Below are 15,353 nucleotides of genomic sequence, written 5' to 3'. Positions count from 1 at the left end.
ATCCAAAGAGGAACGTTTGCTCATAAACGTTCCTCTCTAAATTATGGCAAATACTTCATGAATAGGAGACGCGAAAGATGTATAAAAGTAAGAAAAAGTTGGTTCTACTCTTTCTAATGGTTGTATCCTTGCTGATCAGTTTGATGCCTTCAGCCGCATGGGCTGTTCCACTGTCTACGGAAAATATTTCTCTCTTTTCGGATGATTTTGAAAGCGGTTCAACAGAAAATTGGACTGTTCAAAGTGGAACCTGGGGAATTTACACGGATGCAGGGGGCAAAGTTTACAGGCAAAGTAGTCAGTCAGGCACTGCTCAAAGCGTAGCAGGAAATGCCTCTTGGATAAACTATTCTTTTAGTGCAGATGTGCAGTTAGAAGCCTTGAGCAGTTATACAACCAATTCGGTACATCTCATGGCAAGGTATATGGATGATAATAACTATTATGATCTTATATATACTTCTTCTGACCAAACACTCGCTCTCAGGAAAAAAGTAGCGGGAACTTGGACCGTACTGCAATTCATATCCTACCCACTAACGAATGATAGGGAATATAATCTGAAAATCGCTGTTAACGGCAGTTCTATAGCAGGATTTGTAAACGGTACACAAATGCTTACTGCTACAGATACATCACTTAAAAATGGCAAAATAGGATTTTCTACACGCAATCAGTCAGCAAAGTTCGATAACGTTGTCATGCGTCCTGTCATTACCGTATATGAAGCTGAAGAAGCCACAATCTTCCCAGCAACTAGCGGTCCGACTGTAGGTGGTTCCAATCAAGGTTATACGGGCACTGGATATGTAGACTTTGCTAATAATAGCGGGGATTATATCCAATGGACAATAAATGCACCTATGGCAGGATCCTACATTTTAGAATTCAAATATGCTGATACGGGTACTGCCAAGCCTCTTAAGCTGGACGTTAATGGTAACGAAGTCAATAGCGCACTTTCTTTTCCAGTAACTTCTTCCTTATCGAGTTGGACAAGACTTTCAACATCTGTGAATCTTACTGCGGGCAATAATACAATAAAACTTACAACCACCGGAAGTAACGGTGGCAATTTTGACAGGTTGAGTGTTTTTCAAATGACAGAATATGAAGCTGAAAACGCCGTATTATCAGGTGCGGTTACAAGCAGTGTCAATGCAGGTTATACGGGCACTGGATATGCAGACTACACGAATAATTCTGGGGATTCTATCGAATGGACGGTAAGTGCGTCTATGGCAGGCGCCTACACGTTGGACTTCAGATATGCCGATTCTGGTGCTGCCAAGCCTCTTAAGCTGGAGGTTAATGGTAACGTTGTCAATAGCACACTTTCTTTTCCGACGACTTCTGGATTGACAACATGGGCTAGTATTACAAAAGATGTTAATCTTACTGCGGGCGATAATACAATAAAACTTACAACCACCGGAAGTAACGGTGGCAATATTGACAAATTGAGCGTTTATCCAGTTATAAATGCTGCGCGTGCAACGACTGTAACCATTGATTATTCAGAAGACTGGGGAGCAGCAAATCAATTGGCAAGCGGTTATCTGCATGGAATTGGGCCTGTATATCCAGATCAAAAGTTAATTGATCCTTTGGCGGTGAGAGCGATTAGAGGTGCTCCACACAACGGCAACTCTTATCTGCCGAGCTTTTTTGATCCTGCTACCTATAACCGTGTTAAGGCTACAGGGGCGGAATTAATGATAGGACTTTATTATGGTTATACAGATGTATATGGAACAAAGCCCGGAATTGGTTCGGGCGTGGGAGCGGGCTATGATAAATGGGAAGAATTCGTACTAAATTATTTGAATGAGGCTAAAACAAATAATTTTGATGTATATTCATGGATAACATGGAATGAACCCGATCTTCAATGGGCAGGTAATTTATCCGCATATAAAGAAACTCATAAAAGAGCTTATAACGTAATAAAAGCTTGGAATCCAAATGCCAAGGTTCAGGCTCCTGAATGGGCGGTATACAATTCGGATAGAATGAAGGACTTCCTGACCTATTGTAAAGCGAACAATTGCCTACCGGATATATTAAGCTGGCATGAGCTGGGGGGGAATGCAGATGATATTGAAGCTCATTCTCAGGAGATAAAGAACTGGATGATTGATAACGGGATTACTCCAATGCCCCTTGCTGTTACTGAATATCAAGGGTCAGGTAATGTCAGTGGAAACAATCAGGGCAATGATCCCGGATTGTCAGTAGCTAATATCGCAAGACTGGAGAGATCAGAGCAATACGGCATGCTCTTTGGTCTGAAGGGGAATGACAAATGGGATGGCTCGGACCCTAACTTCAAAGAAGGATTAGACGAATTAGCAGATATAAATACACTGGCTCTGCCTACAGGTCGCTGGTATCTGTATTATTGGTATGCCAAAGCCACAGGCAGAAAGGTGAAAACGATCCACAATAAAGATCAAGTTGAGGTTTTTGCGACCAGCGACAACGACGCGAAAAGATCGATCGTGCTTCTGGGGAATCCCAGTGAGACGATCAAGTATGATACGCCGTTGAAACTGGATCATATACCTTCCTACCTCCAAAATGCGGGAAAGGTTAACGTAAGAGTTGAATCTACAGGGAATTCATATTTTTTAGAACAGCGTGGAACAAAAATATTACTGGAAGGTAATTATACAGTTACAAATAATTCAGTATCTATCCCCTTGCCAACGATGGACCCTGAGACTGCGTATATAGTTGAAATAACTCCCGGCACTACTTATGAGTATCAGGTGGATACACTTACCCAAACCAATTCGGGAGACCTGCACAGTGTATTATTAGAAACTCAGGCATCAGGGGGCCAAGCGGCCACATATGCAGCAAATGCGGTAGGTGACTGGGTAAGGTATACAATAAATGTTCCCACAGCTGGAACGTATAATATCAAAGCTTTACTGAGAAAGGAACAAAATAGTGGTGTATCTCAGTTATACGTGAATGGTGTTGCTACGGGAAGTACCGTCGATGAATACGGACCATTTCTATACACCGATGCAGATTATGGAAATGTAACTTTCTCTGGGGCAGGTGATCAGACGCTGGAGTTTAGAGTTACGGGCAAAAACAGCTCGAGTACAAACTATAACCTTTTATTTGATAAGTTTACATTAACAGAGATACATTCAGACAGTGACGCCTCATTAAGCAATCTGGTTATCAGTTCAGGAACCTTGTCACCGGCATTCATGTCAGGCAATAGGAACTATACGGTCAGTGTTGCAAACAACGTATCAACCGTAAATATTACGCCTACAATGGCATCTTCGTCCAGCAGCCTGAAGGTAGGCGGCGTAACGGGAGCCGTTTATAGTGCAAACCTTGGGGTAGGAGCCAACAATATCCCTATCGTAGTTACAGCACAGGATGGTACAGTGGCTACATATACGATCAATATCAGGAGGTTACAACCTTCAGGCAGTGACGCCACTTTAAGCAACCTGGTTATCAGTTCAGGAACCTTGTCGCCAGCATTTACGCCAGACAATAGGAACTATACGGCCAATGTTTCAGGTATATCTACCATAGATATTACACCTACAGTGACATCTTCGTTAAATAGGAGCCTGACGGTAGGTGGCGTATCTGCAGTGTCGGGAGCTGTTCATACTGTAAACCTTGTTGATGGAGCCAACAATATCCCCATCGTAGTTACAGCACAGGATGGTACAGTGGCTACGTACACCATAAGCATCACCAAACAAGGACCAACCATTGTAACCATTGATTATTCTGAAGACTGGGGAGCGGCAACTCAATTGGCAAGCGGTTTTGCCAATGGAATAGGGCCTGTATATCCTCATCAAAGGTTAATTAATTCTATAACAGTGAGAGCTGTCAGGGGTGCACCAACAACAGTAGCGAATTTACCGAATCTTTTTGACCCTACTACCTACAACCGTGTCAAGGCTACTGGAGCTAATATAATGGTAGGCACATACTATAAGTCTACTCTTGTATCAGATGGAAATATCTCTGCCTACAGGTCCTTGGTTCAAAACTACTTGAATACAGCCACAACAAATAACTTTGATGTATATTCATGGATAACATGGAATGAACCCGATCTTCAATGGGCAAGTAACATGGCAGGATATTATGCTGCACATCAAAATGCGTATCAGGTGATTAAAGCTTGGAATGCAAACGCCAAGGTTCAAGCTCCCGAATTGTCATCATACGATTCTACAGCAATGAAGGCTTTTCTGACCTATTGTAAAGTGAACAATTGCCTGCCGGATATATTGAGCTGGCATGAGCTTAGTGCTGTTTCAGATGATATTGAAGCACATACACTGGACATAAAAAACTGGATGCTTGCAAACGGGATCAGACCAATGCCCTTAGCTGTTTCAGCCTATCAAGGGGCTGGTAATATCGGCAAAAATCAGGGCTATGACCCTGGACTGACAGTAGCAGATATTGCAAGGCTGGAGAGATCACAGCAAAACGGTCTGATTTATGGTCTGAAGGGGAACTATCAAGGGGATAACTCTACCGCTGCCAAAGCACAATTAGCCGAATTAGCAACAAATACGAATAATGTGGATCTAGGTACGGGTCCTTATTATGTGTATTATTGGTATGGACAGGCCACAGGCAGAAAGGTAAAAACCATTCAGAACAAAGATCAGGTTGAGGCTTTTGCAACCAGCGACAGCACAGCGAAAAAATCAATCATCCTTCTTGGAAATCAAAGTGAAACGATTAGTTATGATCCGCAGTTGAACCTGACTAACATCCCTGCATACCTTCAAAACCAAGGGGAGATTTATGTAAAAGTGGAATCTGAAGGGAATAATAATGGTACGGAATCGCGTCAAGGAATGAGATTGGAAGGTAACTATACAGTTACGAATAACTCTGTATCTATCACCTTACCAAGGATTTTAGCCGATGCAGCCTATATAGTTAAAGTATACCCTGGCACTACTTATGAGTATGAGTTAGACTCACAAACCCCATCTGCTTCTAATGGTAAGACCTACGGTCCAGCATTTGCCGAAACACAGGCATCTGGCGGAAAGGCTGCCAATTATTCATCAACGGCGATAGGTGACTGGGTCACGTTTACAGTAAATGTGCCAGTAGCTGGAACGTATAATATAAGAACTAACGCGAAAAAGGAAGCTTCTAGAGGGATAGCACAGCTATACGTGAATGGTGAATCTACGGGAAGTCCTGTCGATCAATTCGGAACCTATATGTACTATGATGCAGATTATGGATATGCTACTTTCTCTGCAGGGAACAATGATCTGAAGTTTTTAGTAACGGGAAAAAGCGCAAATAGTACAAACTATGCCATTTCATTTGATAAGCTTATGTTAACAAAATTATCAAGTGACGCCACATTAAGCAATCTGGTTATCAGTTCAGGAACCTTGTCGCCGGCATTTTCTCCAGACAAAAAGGACTATACTGTGAGTGTTGCAAACACCGTATCAACCGTAAATATGACACCTACAGTGACATCGTCGGTATACGCGGGTCTGACAGCAGGTGGTGTAACTACAGTGTCGGGAGCCGTTTATAGCGCAAACCTTGGGGTTGGAGTCAACAATATTCCAATCGTAGTTACAGCACAGGATGGTACTGTTTCTACCTACACGATAAGCATCACAAGGGAAGCAGCAGCACCAGTACGGAGCAGTGATGCTACACTGAGCAATTTGGTAATAAGCTCAGGAACGTTGTCACCAGCATTTGCAGCAAGCACAACAAGCTATACGGCAAGTGTTGCAAATGGCGTAACGAGCATCAATGTCATTCCAACTGTAACATCAACTGTCTATCAGAGCATGACAGTGAACGGAGTTTCCACGGTATCTGGTGCGACATACACAGCGAACCTTGCTGTTGGTGCGAATCCAATATCCATAATAATTACAGCAGAAGATGGAACGCCAAAGACATATAATGTGAATGTTAACAGGGCGCCAGCACCAGATGTTACATTAATAAGTCTGGTACAACTCACTCATACAGTACCCTTCAATGACTTGCTTATTGGCAAGCTTGGTAAACTCGCGGTTTCGGCCAAATATTCGGACGGGTATACAGTTGACGTGACCGACTTGGCAAGCTATATCTCGGCAGATCCACAAGTGGCAACCGTCACCAGTCATGGGATCGTGACGGGAGTGTCCCAAGGGTCTACGGTGATTACCGCTACTTACGGTGGCTTTAGTACCAGTGCGAATGTAAAAATAATTAGTGCTATTGAGTTATCGCCGACTGTGGATGAGAATGTTATTCAACTGACTGGCATGGATCCAGTAGATATTACAGTTCCGAGGGAAGTAACGAATGCTGCAATTCAATTGTCGCCAGTTATGGATGGAACATCGGCACAAGCTATACTTCCGTCTATAGTTGTAAATGCGAGCACTTCACTTGGCAATGTGAGCATGTCGATTCCTGCGAATACGCAAGTAACGGCACCATCTAGCTGGGATGGCATTATTCATCTGCCGCAAGTTCTGAGCAGTAGCAGTGTTCCAGTCTCGAATGGCATCGTTAGTGCTGTGATCAAGGCAGGATCATCCGATGTGAAGTTAACCTTTGACAAAGCTGTAAGAATTGTGATTCCTGGACAAGCTGGTAAATTGGTAGGGTTTGTTTCACAAGGCACGGTCGTTCCAATTACGGGTACGATTAGCGCGGATAGCCAGTCGGCCGCCAATCATGAAATTTCAGTTGGAGGAGACGCCGCTATTCGTAGTGGTAATGATTTGGTTGTTTGGACCAAACACATGACCGAGTTCGTGACGTATTCGGCAATTCCAACCGGAAGCAGTGGCGGTGAAAATAGCAATGCCGCACCTGTGAATATGGCTGTGATTCCCGCTAACAAAGGCGGTTCAGTTACCCTGAACGAGGCTACAATTAGTATCCCTGCCAATGCCGTCAAAAATGATATTCGAATCTCAGTAGACAAAGTAACTTCGAGCTTACCACTGGATCCGGCATCCAAGCTTGTGAGCAATATGTTCAGAATTGCAGCAGAGCCGGATCAAGCATTTAGCTTGCAGATAACCATCAAACTGCCGATTGATAAGAGTAAAGTAGACGCGGAGCATCCGCCGATTGGTATCTACTGGTTCCATGTAGAAACCCAGAAGTGGATTCCACTGGAGAACCAACAGTTGGATATGAGTAATGGGATGGTAGCGGGTACTGTCGATCATTTCGCTACATTTGCCATTATCGCCGTAAAGAAACCGGAAAAGGATCAGTCACCGATGAATTCCGCTAAACTGACAGATATCCAGACGCATTGGGCAGCGAAGGATATTCAACACTTGATCGAAGCCGGCGTTATTGCAGGGTATCCAGACGGTACGTTTAAGCCGGATAACAAAATTACAAGAGCCGAGTTTGTCTCGATGATCGTAAAGGCTTTCGGTCTGAAAGAGGAACAAGGCAAGGTTTTTGGGGATACTAGCCATCACTGGGCAGCAGGGGTTATTGCCACAGCGGAGGCACAAGGGTTGATTTCAGGTTACAGCGATACAATGTTTGGTCCTGACGAATACCTTACACGTGAACAAATGGCCAGCATAATCGTTCGTGCAACTAGGTTGGATTTGACGAAAACCGGAATCGACTATAAGGACAGTATGGACGTATCCGATTGGGCCAAATCTGCTATTGCAACCGCAACTAATCATGGACTATTGAATGGGTATTCAGATCAAACATTACAACCGCAAGGCTATACGACACGTGCAGAGACCGTAACGGTCATTATTAGAGCATTGGCATTGAAAAAGTAAAAGCTATAGCCTTGCATGAGTTGTATAAAAGATGAAGATTGCATAGGATTTGTATACGACCATAGGAATCCTATGCAATCTCTTTATTTCAAGAAAGTATTTACAAAATAATGAAAATGGTCTACTATTTACTTATAAAATTAAATCGATTTAAAGCGTGATGCTTAGCTCCCTTTAAAGACGGATACGATTCAGCAGCGAAATTTATGTACAGAAAAATGACTGCGATACTTGTACGTGAAAAATAATCAAATGGAAGTGCTATATGCATAATCACTTTTTTTTGAACAAATTTTAAATCGATTTAAAAAATGCGAAGAGGATGCTCTAGTAACAGGAAGTGGCTTGTCAATGATTAAGAAACAGGGGTCAATTACATTTACTAAACGGGAGGAATACAATGAGCAATCGTATGAAGAAAAAAACATGGGTGATATCGTTAGCTTCTGTCTTGACTCTATCCGCTGTCCTTACAGCTTGTGGAGGGAACAAAACAGATACTGGAAATAAAGTAACTTTAACGTATTGGAATGGATTTACGGGTCCGGATCGTCCAGCCTATGAGGAACTAGTCAAACAGTTCAATGATAAACACCCCAACATACAAGTTACGATGGATATTTCTCCATGGGATGCATTACTTGCCAAATTACCTACATCACTCGCATCTGGTCAGGGACCGGATATCGCTTCATTCGATTCGGCTTTAATCCCCCAATATGCAAAAGGCAACCTGATTCTTCCCGTTGATGATCTCTACGGAAAAGGTATTGATCAAAAGGTTATAGCGAAAAGTTTGGTCGATGCCATGAAATATAATGACAAACTCTATGCAGTGCCTACCAATACGGCAACCTTATTGATGTATTATAACAAAGATATTTTTAAAGCGGCAGGGATTGCTGCTCCACCTAAGACGTGGGCGGAATGGCAGGATGCCATCTTGAAAACGACGAAAACGAACGGTACAGATAAGCAGTACGGGCTCGTACTTGCCGACCATGCAACGATTCCGATGTGGCCAATTCTCATCTGGGGGAACGGCGGTGATATTCTTTCTGCTGATCACAAAAAATCGATGCTGAACGACAGTAAAACGGTAGAAGCACTTAAAATATGGGCTGATTTGGTAGCCAATAAAGGAATTTCACCTGTTAATCTAACAGGCGGAGATGCTGATAAAATCTTCGCATCTGGAAAAGCCGCTATGGAAATTAACGGTCCTTGGATGGCTGGCGGATTAGGCGGCGTGAACTTTGGCGTTGCTCCGGTTCCAGCGGGTCCTGCTGGCAATGCTACGCTTGCTACTGCCGCAGCTATGGTCGTTGGAAAAAACACGAAGCATAAAGATGAGATTTACGAGTTCATGAAATTCTGGAACAGCGCGGATGCACAAGCTTACTTGTCTTCCAAAACTGGTTTTCCCCCAACTAGAACGGATTTAAGTGATAACGCGCAGGTCAAGTCGAACCCACTTATTCCACAATTCGCTGCAGTAGCGAATGATTCTAGATTTTACTTAGCTGGTTTAGAACAGTTTAGCAAAATTGACAGCGATATCTTTACACCGGCTATTCAAGCGATTACCAACAATAAAGGTACCGTAGAAGCTACAATGGCAGATGCAAGTAAGAAATTGGATGCCCTTTTATCGGGTAAATAGTCATGACAGCATGAAAATGCACCCTACGGACTGTGGGCAAAAAAACAGTTCGATAGGGTGCTCATCATGTTTCATATGTTGAAAAGAAGCCGGCTTGAGGAGGTAGTTATGACAACCATACGCTTTAAAAGAAAGCCTATTATAGATCAAGGCCGGGCAGCGTTTTTCTTTTTACTTCCAACTGCATTGATATTATCGTTATTTGTATTTTGGCCTATTCTGAATTCGTTCTGGTTGAGCCTCCATCAATGGAGCTTGCTGGAATCAGACCACCCCTATACAGGATTAAGTAATTACATCCAATTAATGCAGGATGAACGATTTTGGAACTCGGTGAGGAATACGATTTATTTTACAGTGGGTTCTGTACCTCTGGGTATTATTTGCTCGCTCTTGCTCGCTCTATTGTGTAATTTAACGCTTAAAGGGATGAATTTCTTTAAAGCCATTTATTTTTTGCCTGTTATCTCCTCGTTTGCGGTACTTTCCATTATCTGGTCTTTTTTGATGGATCCAGACATCGGCTTAATTTCTTATTATTTTCATCTCATTGGCTTTTCCGTGACCGGTTGGCTACGGGATCCGACATTGGCGATGCCAGCTGTTATTCTAATTGCTATTTGGAAAAATGTCGGATTCAATATGGTGATTTTTATGGCAGGATTGCAAGGGATTTCTGTTTCGTTGTATGAAGCTGCAAAAATTGACGGTGCGAACACGATCCAAAAATTTTGGCACATTACAGTGCCTTCCTTAACACAAACTACACTATTTGTGATTATTATCTCCATCATCGCTTCATTCCAAGTATTTGATCAGGTATTTGTTATGACGCATGGAGGTCCCTTATTCAGTACGGAAACAATTGTTTACTATATATACCATCAAGGCTTTGAATTGCTCGATATGGGATATGCCTCTTCCGCGGCTTGGTTCTTATTTATTGTTGTATTTTTAATCACTTTAACGCAACTTAAGTTGTTCAAGTACAATGAAACGGACTAGGGGGATTGGATATGAAGGTAACTTTAATACGCAATTTTCAGTATCTTATGCTAATTGCGGCAGCAATCCTCATCGCTTTCCCTTTCGTATGGATGGTCCTAACTTCATTTAAGACAGAGAACGAAATTGTACATTTTCCGCCTACTTTGTTTCCATCCCAGCTCATATTGGACTCTTATATTCATGTATGGAGTAGGATTCCGTTTCTAGTGTTTTTCAAAAATAGCATTATTTTCTCGTTCAGTGTTACCTTGATTTCTCTCCTGTTTGACTCCATGGCTGGTTATGCCTTTGCCAGACTCTCGTTTAGAGGTAGGAATCAATTATTTCTTCTTGTGCTGGTTGCATTAATGATTCCTGTCCAGGTAACCATTATCCCGTTGTTTATCATGCTTAGCCATTTTGGCTGGCTCAATACGTTTTTGGGATTAATTGTCCCCCGTGCAACGAATGCATTTGGCATTTTTATGTTAAGGCAGTTTTTTGTGGGATTGCCCAAAGAGTTGGATGAAGCAGCGAGAATAGATGGATGCTCAGAATTTAGACTTTATTGGCAAATCATTTTACCTCTTGCTAAACCTGCTATTGCTAGCCTTGCGCTGTTTCACTTGATGTATAACTGGAACGATTTATTGTGGCCATTAATTATTACGAGTACTGAGGATATGAGAACGCTGCCGGCAGGACTTGCGTTATTTATGGGGCAGCATGTTGTGGAGTATGGCATATTAACGGCAGGGGCAGCGATTGCTACCTCACCGCTTGTTATTGCCTTTATATTTGCACAAAAGTATTTCATTCAAGGTGTAGTATTTACCGGCTTAAAAGAATAAAGAAAAGAACTTATGGATAGGGAGAGAATAATGATATGGACAAAAAACATCCTTGGGTTTGGGCAGTAGGCATCGAGAATACGTTCATCGGTCAAACAGCTAGAGGCGAAAGAGTACTAGATGAATTCGAAATTACGCAGCATTATCGATTTTGGGAAGAAGACTTAGACAGAGTGAGGGAATCGGGAGCAACCATGATTCGTTATGGCATCCCTTGGTATCGGATTGAAACAAGTGATGGCGTGTTTGATTGGTCATGGACAGATCAGGTGATGGCTTATTTCGATCAGCATCGCGAATTAGTACCCATCATTGATTTAATGCATTATGGTACGCCATTATGGCTAAAGAACGAATTCATGAATGCTCGCTATGCTGAATTGGTCGCTAGATATGCCAAGGCATTCGCCGAGAGATATAAAGGAATCACGAAGTATTATACGCCATTAAACGAGCCGTTTGTAAATGCCGAGTGGTGCGGTTGGAGCGGAACATGGCCTCCGTATTTAAAAGGATTGTTGGGGTTCTCTCTAATGATGAACCAGCTATGCAAGGGAATCGTTCTCACGGTTCAAAGCTTAAGGGAAGTAATGCCCGATGCTGTGATGGTACATGTGGAGGCTTCAAAAAAGTATGTGCCTGCAGACGAGTCGTTTGTAGAGGAAACCAAGTTATGGAATGAATTGCGATTTCTCATGTGGGAATTAATCCAAGGACGTATCGGGTACGGCCATCCTTTGTACCAATGGGTGCTTGATCATCACATTAGTGTTCAGGATTTGGAATGGTATGAGAGGAACAAAGTTGATTTGGACATTGTTGGTGTCAATTATTACCCGCAATTTTCTTTGAATATCATTGGCAAAGAGGTCGTCGAACATGAACAAATTCCACGAGCTAAGCTTGGAGGCTCTCAGGATTTAGTTGATATTTCTAGAGATCTTTATAACAGATATCGAAAACCGATTTTTATTACGGAAACCAGTTATAACGGCAGCGAGGAGCAGCGTGTCGCATGGCTTGAAGATGTTATCCATGGCTGCAATCAAATGCTCGACGAGGGAATCCTCTTAATTGGGGTTACTTGGTTTCCATTTATGGATATGGTGGATTGGCCTTACCGGACAAATGGGCTTTCTTTCAAAGAGAATTTAGCTACATTCGGCTTGTACAGCTTGAAGGAAATGCCTGACGGTACAATTATCAGAGAAAAGAATGCTGTAGGTAGGCGGTTTGAAGAAGAGGTAAAGAAACAAGTAGCTGAATTGAATACTTAGAATCACTTTGGAGAATTTTTTGTATGAAGGAACTATTTAACTTTATTCAATGTGGCGTTAAACCTATGACAGAGGATGCGTTACTGGAATCAGGGAAGGAAGGAGTGATGAATCAGAATGGAGAATCATGATGGATAGCAGACCTAATTTATTACTTATTCAGACAGACCAGCAAACGGCAAAAACTCTTAGTCTTTACGGCAATCCCGTTTTACAAACACCTGCACTGGAGAGATTGGCCGAACGGGGGGTAGTCTTTGAATTTGCTTTCTGTAACTATCCGGCTTGTTCTCCGTCAAGATCATCGATGTTTACAGGAAGGTACGCATCTACCATCGGAGTTCATGCGAACCATATGATGATTAATCCTGCGGAAGTTACGCTGCCGCAAGTGCTCAAGGAACACGGCTATCAGACGGCTCTCATTGGGAAGAATCATGCTTTTATGGAAAACACAAAGACTTATTACCCAGGTGAAATCGTGGAACCTGAGAAGGCTAGTGTGTTGAGACAAGTATTCGATTACGTTCGACTTGCTGATCATGGGCACATGGTCGATGGTTACAGAGACGATCCAGAAACCAAAGCAGCACATGCATGGTCCCATACCTGTTGGGTGAGCCCAATGGGTCATGGAACGAATCCTGCCCGTCCAGAAAAATGCGGTAGCTATCTTCTTGGGGATACGATGATGGATTACTTAGAAAATCAGCGTGATCCGGAGAAACCTTTCTTCACCTGGCTATCCTTCCCGGATCCGCATACACCATATCAAGCTCCTGAGCCTTATGCCAGTATGATTGATCCTGCCGAAGTGCCGCTTCCACCAAAGGATAAGTTTGAAGGAAAGCCAGAACGACAGCTGGTGGCTCATCTTATGGACGCGATGGATACCGTGGATGATGACCTGATGCGCAAGGTTCGTGCCATTCATTATGGCATGATTCGCTTTATCGATGACACACTTGCTCGCGTGATCGCAAAAATGGACGAGTTGGGTATAACGGATAATACCGTTATCGTATTCACGTCTGACCATGGTGACTCGATGGGTGCTCATGGGTTGATTCAGAAGCATAATATGTTTTACGACTCCTTTACACATGTGCCCTTTATTGTCGCATCCCCGGGCTATAAGGGGGACAAGAGAACGAATCATCTGGTAGAGCTTATCGATATTATGCCAACCTTTCTAGACATGGCTGGTATACCGATTCCGCCAGGTGTTCAGGGTAAGAGCTTTGCGTTTTACCTGAGAGGTCAGGACTATACGCCACGTGAATATGTCGTCATCGAGAGCGGTGAGGTAGGTGAGCCTCTGCGTGTGTCCGATATTACAGTTCGCCCAGAGCATCCATTTGACGACCGCTATTTTGTATGGTGTGCCTACCGCGATGCATGGGTGGGAAAGGGCAAGAGCATTCGTACGCTCGAATGGAAGCTGAACATCTATGCGAACGGGGAGGGCGAGCTCTACGATCTAATGAACGATCCTAACGAACTACATAACTGCTTCGATGATCCGACCTTCACAAGTATTCGATCTGGGCTCGAGCGCAAGTTGCTGTATTGGACGATGGAGAAGGAAGACCGACTTCCTCTGAATACAACAGTTAAGTTGAACTACTCTGAAGTGAAAACGAAGCATGTATAAAATGTTATGTTGAGCCGCGGATTATAGCACGGTTTTTCAGGATGGATTGCATAGATGTTATTGAATAAATGCAGGAGAGGGAGTGGGCAGCGGCTTTGAAGTTAATATAGCATGGAAACTTAGGCTGCTGACACAGAGTAAGATGCTTTCGCTGAATGGTCTGCAGGGTGGTTTATGATCTCAATTTGGGTTAAGACATGAAGCTAAATTAATTCATTCAATCTAATATATGGATGCAACGTTAATTATGGGTCTTTTACCTTGCTTCGTGTTCACATCCTCAAAAAATTCGACAATACCGGGGAAGATTTGGAGGATTTGATCTCTAAGCCCTGGGTGTATGATGCGCTCAGGGCTATAATTTTTGAACAGTAGTCGATGCCAAAGATGCGTTTCAACTCAATTATTGTCAGTCTTAGATTGTGTAAAAACAGCAAGGTATCTAACCTCCTCAGGAATTGGGACTAAACATGCTCATGTGAAGCTGGCAATCACCGAATACAACACCATGTATTACAATAATACGATTCGTAAAGGCAGCTTCTCGGATCTCGTGAACGGTTGGTTAGGTGGCTGCATTCCATTCCCCATCAGATTGCAGTCTATTTGGGACATAGATATGGTTGCTTGTATAAATGAGGCTCGTGAAACCGTAACCCTATTTATTGTGAACCGCAGTATGGAAGAGGTGAATGTCAATGTCGCCTTGCTTGAATGTAATGCTCAAGGAACGGGGACCATACATGAAATTACGGGTGATTCCTATGACAGTATCAATTCTGTATTTGAACCGAACGCGATTACATGCACATCCAAATCTATTAACAATAACGATGGGCAAATAAGCTGTCAACTTCGTCCTACTTCCATTTATGCTTTAGAGTTTAAGACAAACCCTATTTGATTCGCAACGCAGCAACATTCGATCAGCCCTACATGAACAGGTAGGGCTTTTTGTGTTTTTCATGGTTCTCGGAATTCAATTCTCGGATAAAAGTGAAAGAAATTGTACATCCTTCTCCTTTTTAGCAATCGATAATCCTCATATACTTACACTATGAAATTAAACGTTCCAGAGAGGTGATCCTATGAGTTCCACAACAC

General features: G+C 42.8%; 7 protein-coding genes. All 7 read left to right on the top strand.

Translation table 11 applies throughout. The features are described from left to right. Nucleotides 1–77: 77 nt before the first annotated feature. The 7 genes from J2736_RS10525 (at nucleotide 78) to J2736_RS10495 (ending at nucleotide 15,153) form a co-directional block, all read left to right on the top strand. Nucleotides 78–7,817, top strand: coding sequence for a cadherin-like beta sandwich domain-containing protein (locus J2736_RS10525; protein ID WP_310226193.1), 7,740 nt, complete (start codon nucleotides 78–80; stop codon nucleotides 7,815–7,817). 400 nt (nucleotides 7,818–8,217) lie between these two features. Continuing rightward, entirely contained in the window at nucleotides 8,218–9,480 is a 1,263-nt protein-coding gene (locus J2736_RS10520; protein WP_310226190.1) for an ABC transporter substrate-binding protein, read from the top strand. Between the two features lie 108 nt (nucleotides 9,481–9,588). After that, complete coding sequence (locus J2736_RS10515; RefSeq protein WP_310226189.1) at nucleotides 9,589–10,485, top strand: carbohydrate ABC transporter permease; 897 nt, start codon at nucleotides 9,589–9,591, stop codon at nucleotides 10,483–10,485. 11 nt (nucleotides 10,486–10,496) lie between these two features. Continuing rightward, nucleotides 10,497–11,318 (top strand): carbohydrate ABC transporter permease, encoded by an 822-nt coding sequence (locus J2736_RS10510; protein ID WP_310226187.1) that lies wholly within the window; start codon nucleotides 10,497–10,499, stop codon nucleotides 11,316–11,318. Nucleotides 11,319–11,353: 35 nt separating this feature from the next. Next, entirely contained in the window at nucleotides 11,354–12,595 is a 1,242-nt protein-coding gene (locus J2736_RS10505; protein WP_310226185.1) for a family 1 glycosylhydrolase, read from the top strand. Between the two features lie 127 nt (nucleotides 12,596–12,722). Beyond that, nucleotides 12,723–14,249, top strand: coding sequence for a sulfatase family protein (locus tag J2736_RS10500; RefSeq protein ID WP_310226183.1), 1,527 nt, complete (start codon nucleotides 12,723–12,725; stop codon nucleotides 14,247–14,249). 478 nt (nucleotides 14,250–14,727) lie between these two features. After that, a complete protein-coding gene (locus J2736_RS10495) occupies nucleotides 14,728–15,153 on the top strand; it encodes a hypothetical protein (RefSeq protein WP_310226181.1) in 426 nt (141 codons plus the stop codon). Nucleotides 15,154–15,353: the final 200 nt, after the last annotated feature.

It is taken from the genome of Paenibacillus qinlingensis (assembly GCF_031455095.1).
In the GTDB taxonomy this organism is placed as follows: domain Bacteria; phylum Bacillota; class Bacilli; order Paenibacillales; family NBRC-103111; genus Paenibacillus_E; species Paenibacillus_E qinlingensis_A.
This window is presented reverse-complemented; position numbering and strand designations above follow the sequence as displayed.